Source organism: Sphingobacterium puteale, from assembly GCF_050986225.1.
Taxonomy (GTDB): Bacteria; Bacteroidota; Bacteroidia; order Sphingobacteriales; family Sphingobacteriaceae; genus Sphingobacterium; species Sphingobacterium puteale.
Map to the genome: position 1 here is coordinate 3,657,267 of NZ_CP158959.1, position 15,632 is coordinate 3,672,898.

Sequence of the window (15,632 nt, forward strand, 5' to 3'; positions counted from 1 at the left end):
AGAAAACTTCTGAAAAAAGTAAGAACAATGAAAATATTTGATAGTAGAACGGATTCAACAATATTTTTTAATAATTTTGTATAGGATGAAGAAATTGCTTGCTATTTGCTTTTTGACGATCTATATTGTCTCTGCAACCGAAATTGCGCAGTTGTTGCGGTTTCCGTTGTTGATAGAGCATTATTTCGAGCATAAGGAAAAAAATCCGGAACTATCTGTCCTCGATTTTCTAAAGATTCATTACAATGGAGATCATCTGGAAAACCATCCGCATGATGACGACTATGAGGAAGATCAAAAACTTCCATTTATGATGCATGCGACTTCATATTATGCTGTTTTTATCTGCCCACCGACTATAGAAGTGGATATTCATAACAGCTCCATACTAACGAAAGATAATACTACTCCCATCCGGAACGATCATTTTATAGCCGATACCTTCCTGACTTCCATATGGCAGCCGCCAAAATTCTGTTAATACATTCCTCTTTTTATTATTTCGGATAAAGACATCCGTAGTTCAACAGCTTTCTTGACAGTAAAAAACCATAATTTCTGTATGCGAATACGGAAGTACTTTTCAATGTCAATATATTACTGTGCACGAGTGTCTTTGTCAAAACTTACGATTTAACAGAATCTATTTGATATGCTTACAAAAATCATTGAGTTCTCTGTAAAGAACAAACTCATTGTCGTGCTATTGATGTTGGCTTTAATCGGTATAGGCGCTTATCAGGTAACAAAATTGCCTATTGATGCCGTACCCGATATTACCAACAATCAAGTGCAGGTCATTACCATTGCTCCTTCTTTTGGAGCTACAGATATTGAAAGGTTGGTTACCTTTCCGATCGAACAGGCCAACAGTAATATTTCTGGATTACAGGAAATACGGAGCTTTTCGCGATTTGGCTTATCCCTGGTAACCATTGTTTTTGATGATAATATTGACATCTATTGGGCGCGGCAGCAAGTAGCCGAACGTCTCCAACAGATACAACAGGAAATCCCACAAGGTATAGGGTCGCCTCAACTAGGCCCCATTTCCACAGGTCTTGGAGAAATTTACCAATATGTCGTTCGTCCGCAACAGGGATACGAGCGTACATATAATGTCACTGAGCTCCGTACTATCCAGGACTGGATTATCAGACGGCAGCTGCTGGGTGTTAAGGGTGTGGCCGAGGTCAGCAGTTTTGGCGGCAAACTCAAACAATATGAGATCGCTGTAAATCCCGACAGGCTAAATGCGTATGGGATTACCATTAACGACGTCTTTGATGCCCTCAACACCAACAATCAGAATACGGGTGGCGCTTACATCGAAAAAGGCCCCACAGTCCTCTACATCCGAAGTGAAGGATTGGTTGGCACGATTGAAGACATTCAGAATATTGCGATTACAGGGAAGCGAAATGACTTACCGATTTTCATTCGGGATGTAGCCGATGTACGTCCTGGTTTTGCAACGCGATACGGTGCCATGACCTACAATGACAATGGAGAGGTGGCTGGAGCCGTCGTCATGATGCTTAAAGGAGCCAACAGTAGCCAAGTGATTGCGGACGTCAAGGCCAAGGTAGCGGAAATCCGAAAAACCCTGCCCAAAGGTGTCATCATTGAGCCCTTTCTAGACCGTACCAAAATGGTCAATAATGCCATCAGCACGGTGCGGACAAATCTCTTGGAAGGCGCACTGATTGTCGTTTTTGTGCTGGTTCTCTTTCTGGGTAATATACGAGCCGGATTGCTCGTGGCCTCGGTCATTCCTCTGGCCATGCTCTTTGCAATCTGCATGATGAACCTTTTTGGGGTAAGTGGTAACCTGATGAGTCTTGGTGCACTCGATTTCGGATTAATCATTGATGGCGCAGTCATTATTGTTGAATCCGTCATGCATCAGCTTATTCAACAGCAACGATTCAAAGCCCTACTCAAAGTACCTGCTTCTGAAATGGACGATTTGGTAACAGCATCAGCGGGTCGCATGATGAACAGCGCTGTCTTTGGACAGATCATTATCCTGATCGTTTACCTCCCCATCTTAACGCTACAGGGAATCGAAGGTAAAATGTTCAAACCTATGGCTGAAACGGTTGCCTTTGCTTTACTAGGTGCATTTCTTCTATCGCTCACCTATATACCGATGATGAGTTCAATTTTACTACGTATAAGAAATAGTAAACCTTCACTCTCGGACAAGCTGATGAAAAGACTGGAAAAGTTTTACCTGCACATACTACTCAAAGTACTGCGGATTCCAAAGACAATTTTTACACTGGTTATTTTACTTTTTTTAGGAGCTGTAGTGATACTCAGCCAGCTAGGTGGGGAATTTATTCCTTCACTGGAGGAAGGTGATTTTGCGGTAGATACCCGTGTCCTCCCAGGAAGTAATCTGACCACGACCATTGAAAGCACACAGAAAGCTGCGCATATTTTAAAGAGCAGATTTCCTGAAGTAGAAAAAGTAGTCACCAAAATTGGCAGTGGTGAGGTGCCGACCGATCCTATGCCGATGGAGGCCTCGGATATGATGGTTATTTTAAAAGACAAAAAGCAATGGACTTCGGCGCGTACATTTCCTGAACTTGCTACAAAAATGAGCGAAGCATTAGCCGATGTTCCCGGCATTACGGCCGGATTTCAATATCCTGTACAAATGCGGTTCAATGAGCTGATGACGGGGGCACGTCAGGATGTTGTCCTCAAAATATTTGGAGATAATCTGGATTCCCTTACCTTACATGCTCAAAAAATAGGTAAAATTATCGAACAGGTCGAGGGAACCCAAGATCTCTACATCGAACCGATTGCTGGGCTTCCTCAGGTTGTCATATCTTATAATCGCCCTATCATTGCACAACATCATCTCTCGATTGATGAAATAAACAGAACAATCAATGCTGCTTTTGCCGGGCAGCGAACGGGCTTGGTGTTCGAGGGTGAGAAACGCTTCGACATGGTTGTACGGCTAGCTGCCAGAGACCGAAATAATATTACTGATATCCGTAACCTTTTGATCCCTACTCCTATGGGCAACCAAATTCCACTGTCCCAGTTGGCCCGTGTAGAGATTGTACAGGGCCCTAATCAGATCCAACGGGAAAATGCGCAACGGCGGATTGTCGTAGGATTTAATATCAACGGGCGGGATGTACAAAGTATCGTTCATGACCTACAAGCTAAGATTGATAAGGAAATCAAACTTCCAACAGGATACTCCATTAAATATGGTGGTTCTTTTGAAAACCTCAACAACGCCAAGCAGCGCCTCTTGATTGCAGTGCCTATTGCGTTAGCGCTAATTTTCATACTCTTATTCCTTGCTTTTAAATCTGTTAGGGAAAGTTTATTGATCTATAGCGCCATACCATTATCGATTATCGGTGGAGTGTTCTTATTGGCGCTGCGGGGAATGCCTTTTAGTATTAGTGCCGGAGTTGGATTTATAGCGCTATTTGGTGTCGCGGTGCTCAATGGTATCGTATTGATATCTGAATTTAACCGGCTTCAAAAAAGTGGCATCCGTAATATTGTGCGTATTGTTGTCGATGGTGGTGAAAATCGGTTGCGCCCCGTTTTGATGACCGCATCGGTGGCCTCACTGGGATTTATCCCTATGGCGCTAAGCAACGGGGCTGGAGCTGAAGTACAGCGCCCTTTGGCAACTGTGGTCATCGGTGGTCTGCTTATTGCGACGCTATTAACCTTATTTGTGCTTCCGCTCCTTTACGTAACCATGGAGCGCGGATTTAAACCTCATAAATTAAAAAGAAAGCATGTTGTGCCTCTTTTGATTGCTCTTGTTGTTTTTGCAACAAAAAATTCGACAGCACAGACCAAGATCACTTTGGATCAATCCATTGAACTCGCGCTCCAAAACAACCGAAACATAAAAATTGAAAAACTGCGTGTAGCTTATGCCAAAGCTCTAATAAAGACATCCACTGCTGATATTCCGCAGACGGATATCAGCCTAGATTACGGGCAGATCAATAGCGCTTATCAGGATACAAAGGTTAGTATCAGTCAACGCTTTGGTTTTCCTACCGTCTACAGAAGACAACGTATGCGCTATACCGAAGAATGGAAAAAAAGTCAGCTGAATGTCACCCTCAAAGAGTTTGAGCTGAAAAAGGCTGTTAGCCTTACCTACTATAACATACTATATTGGCAGCAAAAGGAAAAACTTTTGAGCGAGGCATTATCCCTTTATAGCAGCTTCCTTGACAAAACAGTTCTCCGTAAGAAGGCAGGAGAAAGCAATGTGCTGGAAAGCTCAACTGCGGCAAATCAAAAGGCCGCAATCACAATCCAATTGAGACAGGTAGCTGATGAAATAAATGTCCTTCAACTGCAATTCCAATGGTTGCTAAATACATCACAAGCCTACACCCCTACCATTGTGGAAAAGGCTACTTTCGTTCAGTCATCGGTGGCCGACCACCCTTTACTCAAAGTGCTGCAACAAGAAAAGATAGTCGCAGCGCATACAACTGCAATGGAAAAATCCCGACTACTCCCCCAACTGTTGCTAGGCTACAATTTGAATAGTTTTAAAGGTGCGGGGCCTGATAACAGAATCTACGACGCGAGTCCAAGATTTCATTCGGTGCAGTTAGGGCTCTCCATACCGGTATTTTCCAGCGGACAGCGTGCTCGGATCGAAACTGCACGTCTGGCAGAAACCATTGCAAGCGATGAACTTCAAAATGCACAATCTGCGCTTGAAAGACGGTCCCAAGAATTCGCCCAACGTTATCAGACCAGTCTCGCTATTGTCGATCAATATGAATGCGAGGAACTCAAAAATGCAGCAATAGTTTTTGAAACAGCGCAGAAGCAATTTTCCAATGGAGCCATTGACTATCTCGAATTTGTCACTTTAATAAACCAGGCAATCGCGCTGAAAAGTAGCTATACAGATGCATTGTGGCAGCTCAATGAAAATGCCATTCAGCTTCATTACATCATGATAAATCAATAGAAATGAAAACGAAAAATATGATAGTCCAATATATCTTTCTTATGTTGGCAACAACTGGCATCTCTTGCCAGGGCAATAAAGGCGAGGCTTCACCGTCATCAGCAAAGCCGAAAGACGAAACTCTTGTTTCCTTAACGGAAGCGCAACTACAAAATGCCCAAATAGAGACGGTAACGCTTTCGGACCAGCCGATAGCCAGCATATTAAAACTGAATGGAAAAATTGATGTACCGCCTCAGAATCTGGTGTCTGTAAGTATTCCTTTGGGGGGATACTTAAAGAGTACCAGCCTGCTGCCAGGCATGAAAGTATCAAAAGGTGATATTATTGCCATCGTCGAAAATCCACAGTTTATCCAACTGCAGCAAGACTATCTTGCCGCCCAGTCGAAACTACAATTTGCCCAGCTCGACTACAGACGTCAAAAAGAACTCAACCAGAGTCAGGCAAGCAGTGATAAAGTAATGCAACAAGCACAGGCCGAAATGAACAGCCAGCAAATAACTATGAATGCAATCGCCAAACAATTAGAACTCGTTCATATTCAACCCAGTACCATTGCTGCCGGGAATATCCGTAAAAGTGCTCCCGTATACAGCACGATCGATGGCTATGTAAGTAAAGTCAATGTCAATATCGGAAAATATGTAAATCCTTCGGATGTCCTCTTTGAATTGATCAACCCAACGGACATCCACCTAAATTTGAAAGTCTATGAAAAGGATCTTGAACAGCTCCATCCAGGACAAACGTTATTAGCTTACTCCAATGCTAATCCCAATAAAAAGTACTCGGGAAAAATTCATTTGATCGGCAAGGATGTCGATCCCACAGGTATGACAGCTGTCCATTGCCATTTGGATAAATATGATCCGGATCTGGTACCTGGGGTATATATGAATGCTGAAATCCAAACAAAAACCACGTTAGCACAGGCCCTGCCGGAAGAATGTATTATAGACTTTGAAGGAAAAAGTTATGTATTCGTCTCGGAAGGAAACAGAAATTATCGCCTGGCAGCAATATCCGTTGAGGAACCCCAAAAAGGGCTGGCAAAGGTGTTGAACCATCGAGATTTCGTAGGTAAAAAAATCGTTAATAAGAATGCCTACACCTTGTTAATGCAGTTAAAAAACAGCGGGGAAGATTAAATAAAATCGCTATGAAAACATTATTAAACACGTCGCTACCGATACTTTTTTTTATAATAAAATATTATTCTCTTAAATCTTGGATTCAATTACATGAAAGTCGCAATCTTAATCACAATCGTATGTTCACTTTTCGGGAATTTAGCGTTTGGAATGTTTATTGGCACTAGTCTGGATACGCTGGTTGGAAACGAGTCGGCCCACGTCGATTCTTCGGACAATATGTATAAGCCAAGCTACAAAAGGACAATTATACCATCCATATGCATTGGATATGGTATTCTTAGCCTTACCAACCCGGGAATAAAAGAGATCAACAGTTCAACCCGTTTTGAGATCGGAGAGCACAGTCCATCGCATATTAAAGTTGATAATTACACGCAATTTATACCCGGAGCTTTAGTCTATGGTTTAAATGAAATTGGTATAAAAGGAAAGCATGATTTTAAAGATCGTAGTATAATTCTGGCCACTTCTTTGCTTCTTTCCACAGCTATCGTTACGCCTACCAAACACCTCGTACACGAAAAACGACCCGATGGTTCAAACAGCTTATCTTTTCCTTCTGGTCATACAGCTACAGCCTTTGCAACAGCCCATTTTATGTTCCGCGAATATCGCGGACATAATTTGTGGCTTAGTTTCCTCGGTTACCCCTTTGCGATATTTACCGGAACATATAGAACATTCAATGATAAGCATTGGGTCGGCGACGTGGTCGCAGGAGCAGGCATAGGAATATTGTCCACCGAATTCGCATATTGGTCATTTCCAAAAATTTCAAAACTGTTCGGGAACAAACAGAATAATAAAATGATCTATATTCCGTATTACCAGTCAAATCAGCTTGGATTCAATTGTATTCTTAAATTTTAAAAATGAAGCAGTTTGGCTAAAATCTTAATTTCAAAATAAGGGTGTCTTAATTGACACCCATCCTAATCGTTCTGTTCAGAAAGTTAAAGGCGCCAATGGCTTTTCTATTTATGATCTACCCGTATAGATATACTTATAAAGCTGGAATGCGGCAGTAATCAATATAACGATCAGAATAATATATCTAAATGTTTTTTCCGATGTTCTTTGTAATATCAACTTCCCAAGATAACTACCCAAAACGCTTACACCGATCAAAAACGGGATGTAAAATATGTGTTTACTGGTAAAATAACTATTGCTTATATAGACAATTGCCCGGCTCAGATCGACCCCCAGATCAATCAGAGCGGAAGTAGCGATAAAAACATCTTTTGGTAATTGGAAAGCTGCTAATGTAATACCACGAATCGCTCCGCCGGTACCTGCTATGCCAGCAATAAACCCGGAAGTGATGCCTCCGATATATAGATTTGAATTGGATGGTTTAACAGGCCTGCCTGATTTAAAAATTAAAAATAAAGCCAGAAAAACCAAGATGATATTCGTCCCCAACTCAATTTGCTGAACCGGTAAAAACTTGGTGGTGATGGCGCCCAATATGACAAATATAACGGCGGGAATACCCAGCTTGATCGCAATATCCAAACGGATCCCCTTTTTGAACAATGCAATTTTAGACAGATTACTAAAAACATGAAATACCGCAGTAATTCCCAATACTGTTTTAAAATCAAAGAATAGAGCGGCGATTGGAACGAATAATATGGATGAACCAAATCCAGAGACTGTCCCTAATACTTCAGCGATTAACGCTAAGATGAAGAAAATTAGATATCTTTCCATAAATGATTATACCTGGACACTGGGATGGACCACTTGATGCAAAGAATATTTAGGCTATGAAAAGGCAACCTGTTCATCTTTGACTAATATTTTAACAGGGATGTTTAAATCTGTCTGGATCTTTACACGTAGTGCCTCCAATGCTGAAGGTTCACCATGTACGAGCATGATTTGCTTAGGAGGGATTATATATTTGCCAATCCATCCATTAACCCGGACTGATCGGCATGTGCCGATAATCCGGTCAATTCTACAATATTAGCCCTTACAGGATAATACGAACCGTGGATCTTCAATTCATGCGATTGATTTAACAATGCCCTGCCACGTGTGCCTTCCGCCTGGAAACCTACAACTAAGATTGTATTCCGACTGCTCCCTAGGTCGTGTTTCAAATACTCAAGAACACGACCGCCGGTCACCATGCCACTACCAGCAATTATGATTTTACTTTTTTTATCACGAATGATTTCCTGCGTATTGATATAATCTCTGTTAATATCAACACCAGAGACAATCGCAGACCATTCTCTTTTGTCCACGGTAGTATATTCAGCATAATCAACCATTATGGCTGTCGCTGAAGCAGCCATTGGGCTATCCAATATAACCGGTAGATCATGCGGAATTCTTTTCTGCTTCTTTAATTGATGAATTATATAAAGAAGCTCCTGGGCTCGGCCTACTGCGAAACTTGGAATGATAATATTCCCTTGATTTTCAACCGTCAGGTTGATCCAATGTTGCAAACTATCATACACATTTGTATTATCATGTAACCGGTCTCCATAAGTTGACTCCATGACTAAATAATCGGCTTTGGTAAAAAAGTCGTTAATAGGTAAAACCTCACTATGCCTCCTTCCGATATCTCCTGAAAATACGATGATTTTATCAAAGCATGTGACGGCTACTGAACAGGCGCCGATGATATGGCCGCAGGGTTTAAACTCACATTGAATGTGATCGCTCAAGTTTATAGCGTTGTTTTCCTGAACGGTATAAAAATAGTTAAAAGATCGCTCTGCATCATCCCTCGTGTACAGTGGCTTCGCAGGATGATGTTTGGAATAAAGATGGTAATTTGCTTTTCTTGCATCTTCTTCTTGTATTTTGGCGCTATCGAGCAAGATCAATTTTGTCAGTTCAGCGGTCGGCTCCGTCATATAGATTTTTCCTCTAAATCCGTTTTTTACGAGCAAGGGAATATAGCCGCAATGATCCAGATGAGCATGCGTAAGAATAACTAGATCAATCTCTTCGACAGAAATAGCTAAGGGTTCCCAATTTTTTTCACGCAGGGTTTTTATACCTTGGAACAAACCACAATCGACCAATATAGTGAGTTCGGGGGTTTTTAATAGGTGCTTAGAGCCAGTGACTGTTCCCGCGCCGCCAAGGGATTTTAAAAAAATAGTTTCCATCGTTTTTTAGTTTAAAGGGCAGTATTATGGAAATCTGTAAAGTTTAGTTACCGTATTTTGATTTCTTTCACTTGCTAATTGTCCAATGTGTTTTTTTTTAATGGTTATATGAAGCAGTCCATCTTTATAATTGGCCTTTATCTGATTCAAGTGCCAGAGCCTTAATTTTGTAAACACCATTCTTTTCAATAATATTGATTGCTGGTTCCATTTTGTCCAATTGAATAGACGATTCATCCTTAGTCCAAAAGTTTTTCTATTGTCGATCCAAGTGAAGATTGCTTGGCCTTACTGTTTGTTTCTGCGGTTTTCATAATAAATTAATTTAATGGTTTTATTTCTAAAATTAGGTTTATCCATACTATTAAATCATGATTCCTGCGATATTTAATAATGATACTGGTCACTTTCATTACAGATAGTAAGCCAATTTCGCATATGCGGTTCTTATTCATGTCCTGTAGGAAATGGGAAGATATTATAAACTTATGGTGTATACGTAAATTTGCTATTATGGAGTAGTGGCAGTCCGCATATCATGATGTAACATTTCCACTAAAGATTTGTCTAACTGGTAGATATCATCGTATATAATTGGCTTGCCATTTTTTATCAGCACAGTCAAATAAGTGATAATAATGGGTACAGGTTGCTTCAGAATAAAATCTCTCTTACGGTACGCCTTCACTGCCTCTTCCAGAACCGGGATTTTTTCATTTGAATCATCAAATGCCAAAAGCTGAGTCGCCAGTAACTTGGGATTTTGAACCCTTATACAGCCATGGCTAAGTGCTCTGTTTTCTCGATTGAAGTACTGCTTTTGTGGAGTATCATGCAGGTATACACCATGTGAATTCTGAAACCGAAAGACGATTGCACCCAAGGCATTGTGACCACCGGAGGATTGCCGCACGCTATACTTTCGTGGATTTTTGTTTATTTCTTGTAATGTCGATGAATTCACGATAATTTTCCCCCCTGTTTCATCGTAGATCGAATAATGGTTATCTTCTAGATACCCGCTGTTTTCTAAAATTTCAGGCAAAATTTCATTCCGAAATATACTTTGAGGAACTCTCCAATCGGGAGCTGTGGAAAAATAATCTATTTCGCTCTCCAAAACAGGTGTTGCTGTTTTTGGTTTCCCAACAACGACTTTAAATTCTGACACATTACCCTGATGATGAAACGCTAAAGTATAGGATGGGATATTTATCCAAACATAATCTGAGCTTTGGGTATTTATCCACCTTAAACGTTCCATATTTATTAGAATTTTTGCCATTTCAGCGGATGTCGTATCGGGATTACCTACCGCATAAAATTGATCCAAATAGTTCTGCAAATCCTGATACGCTTTGAGTTTAGGCTGAGCCTCACATACTGCTTTGGAAAAATCTAACTGACGACGAGCATTAGATAACGCTTTGTCCGCACAAAAACCCTTAATACTAATACTATCAATATAGGAACGATCATATAATGGATTATATTTACCAAAATGAATATTATTGATAAAGGTAATGAGACCATCGGTCATCAATATATCGAACATGGCTTTCCGCTCTTCGTGTTTCTCAGAAAAGAAACCGCCCAATTGGTTTAATCCCTCAAATGTGAGGTTCTTAGAATAGTAATCTGAGGATAATAATCCAAAGCGATTAAAGTGTGTTAGAAGCGCTAAAGCCGTTTCAGCCTGATCTATGTTTTGTTTATCATTTAACCAAAGAAAATTATAACTATTTGTGGCATAGCATCGACTGACTGATTTTGGATAATTTAAGTTAGCCAAATAGAGACTGTCTTTCAATAATAATGTGATCTTGTTAGCTGTCTTTGTATCCTGCCCATGGACAACAATGTGCATTATGCCGAAAAAAATCATCGTAAAATTCAGAAACGCTTTCATAACCTTGAATTTTAATATACTAAAATTACAAATCATTGGGCTTAGAAATCCTGACGTTGATCACTAAAAAAAATGATCGTTTATCCCTGAGTTGCCTGATCTTACGTCTCCTGAAGAGTTCGTTTAACAAACGATGAGAAGATCTCTCAGCTAGAAGATCAGCATCAGGCGGATCTATTGCTTCCAACGTATTTACGATACCGTCAAATTGTCTGCAGTTCATTAATCTCGGTAACGAAGAAAAGACTGTCTCCTTTGCTGAAACGTCGGAATCATTTTCCGATCTTCATAAAATTACTTATATTGAATCTGAAATAAACACGATCCATACTCAACCAACTTTCTATGGGCACCATATTTGACAATGAAAGACTCTATCTTTATCAAGGTAAGTTAAAAGAACATTTCAAAGCTCTTTATATGCTGTTTTTACCGCATGGCGACCGTTTTTTCAGTTTGATAAACCTCTTCCCTCCTACCAAGGCAAGGGAATCGGGCGATTAAGAAATTAGAAATGTGAAAAATCGTTATTATCCAACAGAAGTTTTAGTGAAGAAGTTATGAAAAAAGCATTAACTACAGTAGGTGGAGGCATAGGCTTATTATTTTCAATTTTGGATTCAGTAGTAAGTTATTCTGATACTGCTCCTATAGATGAATATGGAATTAGCATTATTTCTTGGCAATTCTTTATCAAAAAGATATTAGTATATATCCTGATAGGAGGCGGATTGGGATGGTTGATAGGTTTTATTGTTGATAAATTAAAAAGAAATATAAATTGATCCAATCAACAAAGTAATCTGGGCTTTCTAACAAACCTTCAAAGACGGTAGCGAAGTAATTTTGTGTTAATAATAACGATGCTCTTGAGCGAAGTGTTAAAAGACAGCAAAATGAAAATAATCAACCAGCATTATGTCGATGGTCAATTTCGGCCTTCGACAGGAACCGAGAAGATGGATATCATTAATCCTTCGGATGAAAGCCTCATCGGCCAAGTGGTATTGGGCAATGAGCAGGATATGGAGGCTGCAATAGTTGCTGCATCAGCAGCTTTACCTTCTTTTTCTCAAACAAGCAGAGAACAGCGCATGGATTACCTACAGCAATTACACGATGCGCTGATGGAGTGCCTCGATGCCCTGCAGGAAGTAACCACAACAGAGTACGGTGCAACGGCACAACGGTCGCGCTGGTCAAACCAGTATGCCGCAGAGACATTCCTTTACTTTAAGGAAATCCTTAGGGATTTTTCTTTCGAACGCCGCATAGGTCAGTCGGCAATGGCAATGGTGCCGGTAGGTGTAACCGGGATCATGACGGCCTGGAATGCCAATTCAGGTTCCATATGTGTGAAGCTGGCAGCGGCGATTGCAGCTGGCTGTACCGTAGTGATCAAGCCCAGCGAAATGAGTGCGATGCAATCTCAGGTTCTGGCCGAGTGCTTCGACCGGGCAGGACTTCCAGCCGGCGTAATCAATATGGTGCATGGACGCGGAGATATTTTGGGAACGGTATTGTCTACCCATCCCGCAGTAGCCAAAATTCTGTTCACAGGTTCTACAATGGTCGGCAAGATCATTGCCCGTAATGCAGTGGACACGATGAAGCGGGTCACGCTGGAACTCAGCGGAAAATCACCCAACATCATTCTTGATGATGCGGATCTCAATACTGCAATACCAATGGCGGTAAATGCGGCCTTTATGAACAGTGGTCAGGCCTGTATTGCTGGCACACGACTGCTGGTGCCCGAAGCTGTCCTGCCAGAGGTTAAAGCTATCTTGCTGAAAACGATGGCTACACAAAAAGTGGGTGATCCAAGAGATGAGCAGACGGTCATCGGGCCAATGGCCAGTCAGAAACAATTTGACCGGATACAGTATTACATCAGGCTGGGTATCGACGAGGGCGCGGAACTTTTAGCTGGAGGTCTGGGCAAACCGGATGGATTACAAGACGGATTTTACGTCAAACCCACTATATTTACAGGTGTAAGTAATGAAATGACGATTGCCCGGGAAGAAATTTTCGGGCCTGTATTATCCGTTATCACTTACAAAACTGAAGAAGAAGCTATTGCCATCGCCAATGATACTATATATGGACTGCATGCTTATGTAAGCAGTTCAGACATGGAGCGGGCGCAGAGAGTGGCTGCACAGCTCAATGCAGGCAGGATCGCGATCAATACGATCGCTCACGATGCGCTGGCACCATTCGGCGGATTTAAACAATCGGGCCTGGGCAGAGAAGGAGGTTTATATGGCCTCGAAGAACAATTAGAACCAAAAGTAATCATAAGCTAATCGCCATGGAATGCAAAAATGATATTTCTGAAAAAGCAAAAGATGCTGCCACAGGCCCTAAAATAATGCTCAATTCGTATTCAGGCAATACGATCGAGGGTGAAGCTTTTGTAGCAGATCATATCTTCAGTTATATTCTCCAAGGTAAACAGGATGTCTGGCTGGCTGATCAAAAGCATTCTTATCATGAAGGAGACTTCCGCTTTTTCCGACGCAACCAGCTGACAAAATACGTGAAAAGTACTACCGACGGAAGTTTCAGGTCTATCGCAGTGCATATCGATCAATGCACCTTAAAGGAAATGAGCGAGCAGTACGGGCTGAAAGCCGATAGCATAATTAATCCCCATACAGCACTGCTGATACAGTCGGGCACATTACTGCAAGGTTTTGTAGATTCTTTAGTTCCTTACCTGCAGCAGCAAATGGATGAGCGCATTGTTGCGCTAAAAGCCAGAGAGCTTGTTTTGCTGCTTATCCAGCTTAATCCTGTATTTAAAAATGTGTTGTTTGATTTTAATGAACCGGGTAAGATAGATCTTGAAGCTTTTATGAACAGCCACTACCGCTACAATGTACCTATGGAACGTTTTGCTTTTCTTACGGGCCGCAGCCTCTCGGGGTTTAAACGCGATTTTGAAAAGCAGTTTCATACCAGTCCGGGCAGATGGCTGTTGCGGAAGCGTCTGGATACAGCCCGTTTCCTGATCGAACAGCAAAAAGAGAAACCATCCGAGGTGTACCTGGATCTGGGGTTTGAGGATCTCTCCCATTTTTCCTTTGCCTACAAAAAGGAATTTGGTTATGCGCCAAATAAAAAACATTCATAACAAAAATCATTTAAAATGGACATACAATTAAAGGGTAAACGTGCCCTGGTAACCGGATCTAGTTCCGGGTTGGGCGAAGCTATTGCCAAAATGCTCGCAAGTGAAGGCGCCATGGTAATTATACATGGGCGTAACCTTGAACGTGCCGAAGCTGTAGCTGCGGAGATTAACGCTTCCGGCGGATCAGCAGCAGTAGCTATCGGAGACCTTAAGACAGATGAAGGTGCCGATGCCGTAGCTGCAGCAGCACTCTCATGTGGACCGGTGGATATACTGGTTAATAATGCCGGAGTTACTTCACATAAAGCGTGGGGCGAAGCAAGTACGCAGGACTGGCTTGAGCTGTACGATACCAACGTGGTTTCTTATGTACGTATGATACAACGCATCGTTCCAAAGATGAAAGAGCTTGGCTGGGGCAGAGTGATACACATCGGTGGTGGTCTGGCCATACAGCCCATAAAGGAACAGCCGCATTATAATGCTACTCTTGCCGCGCGGCATAATATGTCCGCTTCGCTGGCGAGGCAGCTTAAAGATACGGGGATCACTTCTAATATCGTATCACCCGGAGCCATCATTAATCCCATGGTGGAACAATGGCTCGAGCAGGCAGCTCCTAAATTTGGCTGGGGAAGGGATATGGAAGAGATCAAGTACAAAGCGGTTCAGGAGCTTATTCCTAACGATACCGGCAGGTTCGGTACACCTGAGGAAATTGCGGGGGCCGTGGTCTACCTCTGTAGTCGTTTTGCAGACTATATAAGTGGCGCTGTGCTACGGGTCGATGGCGGTACGATCCGTAGTCTGTAAAATCAGAGGACATCGTGAAACAGCGGTCAATTGACCGCTGTTTTTATATAAATTCAGTTTAATATTTCATTCCACTTATCCCGGAATTCTTTTTAAGATTACTCTTCTCAGTCGATCTTGGTGTTGATCACCCCAGTGTCCCAAGGCAGAAATCACCGGAATCAAGCTCTTCCCAAAATCCGTGAGCGAATATTCTACTTTTGGTGGCACCACAGGATATATTTTCTTCATGACAAGCTCATGATCCTCCAGTTCCTTCAGTTGAATGTTCAGTACCCGTCGAGAGGCATCCGGTATTTTACGCTGCAATTCACTGGGCCTTTTGTGCCCTTGTTCAATAAACCAGAGCAAGCGTATTTTCCATTTCCCATAAAGCACTTCGCCTATCAAGTCGAGGCCGCAGTTCAGGTTCGGAATTATTTTTCTCTCATACATATTTCAAAGTTAAAGGTATGTTCCGATTTGTACAATAGGG

The 15,632-nt window shown here is 41.8% G+C and carries 13 protein-coding genes; 8 read left to right on the top strand and 5 right to left on the bottom strand.

All coding sequences use genetic code 11. From position 1 onward, the window contains the following. The first annotated feature begins 85 nt into the window (after window positions 1-85). The 4 genes from ABTV71_RS15670 to ABTV71_RS15685 all read left to right on the top strand — a co-directional run bounded on the left by ABTV71_RS15670 (window position 86) and on the right by ABTV71_RS15685 (window position 7,023). A complete protein-coding gene (locus tag ABTV71_RS15670; RefSeq protein ID WP_121123091.1) occupies window positions 86-481 on the top strand; it encodes a hypothetical protein in 396 nt (131 codons plus the stop codon). 171 nt (window positions 482-652) lie between these two features. Continuing rightward, the gene (locus tag ABTV71_RS15675; RefSeq protein WP_433900194.1) at window positions 653-4,996 is read left to right on the top strand and encodes a CusA/CzcA family heavy metal efflux RND transporter; all 4,344 of its coding nucleotides are present in this window, start codon (window positions 653-655) and stop codon (window positions 4,994-4,996) included. A 2-nt stretch (window positions 4,997-4,998) separates the two neighbouring features. After that, complete coding sequence (locus ABTV71_RS15680; protein ID WP_433900195.1) at window positions 4,999-6,147, top strand: efflux RND transporter periplasmic adaptor subunit; 1,149 nt, start codon at window positions 4,999-5,001, stop codon at window positions 6,145-6,147. Between the two features lie 93 nt (window positions 6,148-6,240). Further along, window positions 6,241-7,023 (top strand): phosphatase PAP2 family protein, encoded by a 783-nt coding sequence (locus ABTV71_RS15685; protein ID WP_433900196.1) that lies wholly within the window; start codon window positions 6,241-6,243, stop codon window positions 7,021-7,023. Window positions 7,024-7,131: 108 nt separating this feature from the next. On the opposite strand, the gene ABTV71_RS15690 is transcribed toward ABTV71_RS15685, so the two are convergent. From ABTV71_RS15690 to ABTV71_RS15705, 4 genes are all read right to left on the bottom strand, one after another. Further along, window positions 7,132-7,869: a sulfite exporter TauE/SafE family protein gene (locus ABTV71_RS15690; protein WP_433900197.1), complete on the bottom strand. Its 738-nt coding sequence runs from the start codon at window positions 7,867-7,869 to the stop codon at window positions 7,132-7,134. Window positions 7,870-7,923: 54 nt separating this feature from the next. Beyond that, the gene (locus ABTV71_RS15695; protein ID WP_433903713.1) at window positions 7,924-8,118 is read right to left on the bottom strand and encodes an MBL fold metallo-hydrolase RNA specificity domain-containing protein; all 195 of its coding nucleotides are present in this window, start codon (window positions 8,116-8,118) and stop codon (window positions 7,924-7,926) included. Next, window positions 8,055-9,293 (bottom strand): MBL fold metallo-hydrolase, encoded by a 1,239-nt coding sequence (locus tag ABTV71_RS15700; RefSeq protein WP_433900198.1) that lies wholly within the window; start codon window positions 9,291-9,293, stop codon window positions 8,055-8,057. The genes ABTV71_RS15695 and ABTV71_RS15700 overlap by 64 nt, the downstream gene beginning before the upstream one ends. Before the next feature lie 511 nt (window positions 9,294-9,804). Next, a complete protein-coding gene (locus ABTV71_RS15705; protein ID WP_433900199.1) occupies window positions 9,805-11,202 on the bottom strand; it encodes a L,D-transpeptidase family protein in 1,398 nt (465 codons plus the stop codon). 560 nt (window positions 11,203-11,762) lie between these two features. On the opposite strand from ABTV71_RS15705, the gene ABTV71_RS15710 reads away from it, so the two are divergent. The 4 genes from ABTV71_RS15710 to ABTV71_RS15725 all read left to right on the top strand — a co-directional run bounded on the left by ABTV71_RS15710 (window position 11,763) and on the right by ABTV71_RS15725 (window position 15,157). Further along, window positions 11,763-11,987, top strand: coding sequence for a hypothetical protein (locus ABTV71_RS15710; protein WP_433900200.1), 225 nt, complete (start codon window positions 11,763-11,765; stop codon window positions 11,985-11,987). Window positions 11,988-12,098: 111 nt separating this feature from the next. After that, complete coding sequence (locus tag ABTV71_RS15715; protein WP_433900201.1) at window positions 12,099-13,514, top strand: aldehyde dehydrogenase family protein; 1,416 nt, start codon at window positions 12,099-12,101, stop codon at window positions 13,512-13,514. Window positions 13,515-13,519: 5 nt separating this feature from the next. After that, window positions 13,520-14,344 carry a helix-turn-helix domain-containing protein gene (locus tag ABTV71_RS15720; protein WP_433900202.1) on the top strand — a complete coding sequence of 275 codons (825 nt, stop codon included), beginning with the start codon at window positions 13,520-13,522 and terminating at the stop codon, window positions 14,342-14,344. 15 nt (window positions 14,345-14,359) lie between these two features. Continuing rightward, on the top strand, window positions 14,360-15,157 hold the full coding sequence (locus ABTV71_RS15725) for an SDR family NAD(P)-dependent oxidoreductase (protein ID WP_433900203.1): 798 nt from the start codon (window positions 14,360-14,362) through the stop codon (window positions 15,155-15,157). Window positions 15,158-15,232: 75 nt separating this feature from the next. Here ABTV71_RS15725 and ABTV71_RS15730 read toward each other — a convergent pair whose 3' ends face one another. Beyond that, window positions 15,233-15,592 (bottom strand): winged helix-turn-helix transcriptional regulator, encoded by a 360-nt coding sequence (locus tag ABTV71_RS15730; protein ID WP_121123069.1) that lies wholly within the window; start codon window positions 15,590-15,592, stop codon window positions 15,233-15,235. Between the last annotated feature and the right edge of the window lie 40 nt (window positions 15,593-15,632).

Bases quoted from the DNA above. Each gene is read 5' to 3' on its own strand.
- ABTV71_RS15670 (WP_121123091.1), top strand. From the start codon at position 86: ATGAAGAAATTGCTTGCTATTTGCTTTTTGACGATCTATATTGTCTCT.
- ABTV71_RS15675 (WP_433900194.1), top strand. From the start codon at position 653: ATGCTTACAAAAATCATTGAGTTCTCTGTAAAGAACAAACTCATTGTC.
- ABTV71_RS15680 (WP_433900195.1), top strand. From the start codon at position 4,999: ATGAAAACGAAAAATATGATAGTCCAATATATCTTTCTTATGTTGGCA.
- ABTV71_RS15685 (WP_433900196.1), top strand. From the start codon at position 6,241: ATGAAAGTCGCAATCTTAATCACAATCGTATGTTCACTTTTCGGGAAT.
- ABTV71_RS15690 (WP_433900197.1), bottom strand. From the start codon at position 7,869: ATGGAAAGATATCTAATTTTCTTCATCTTAGCGTTAATCGCTGAAGTA.
- ABTV71_RS15700 (WP_433900198.1), bottom strand. From the start codon at position 9,293: ATGGAAACTATTTTTTTAAAATCCCTTGGCGGCGCGGGAACAGTCACT.
- ABTV71_RS15705 (WP_433900199.1), bottom strand. From the start codon at position 11,202: ATGAAAGCGTTTCTGAATTTTACGATGATTTTTTTCGGCATAATGCAC.
- ABTV71_RS15710 (WP_433900200.1), top strand. From the start codon at position 11,763: ATGAAAAAAGCATTAACTACAGTAGGTGGAGGCATAGGCTTATTATTT.
- ABTV71_RS15715 (WP_433900201.1), top strand. From the start codon at position 12,099: ATGAAAATAATCAACCAGCATTATGTCGATGGTCAATTTCGGCCTTCG.
- ABTV71_RS15720 (WP_433900202.1), top strand. From the start codon at position 13,520: ATGGAATGCAAAAATGATATTTCTGAAAAAGCAAAAGATGCTGCCACA.
- ABTV71_RS15725 (WP_433900203.1), top strand. From the start codon at position 14,360: ATGGACATACAATTAAAGGGTAAACGTGCCCTGGTAACCGGATCTAGT.
- ABTV71_RS15730 (WP_121123069.1), bottom strand. From the start codon at position 15,592: ATGTATGAGAGAAAAATAATTCCGAACCTGAACTGCGGCCTCGACTTG.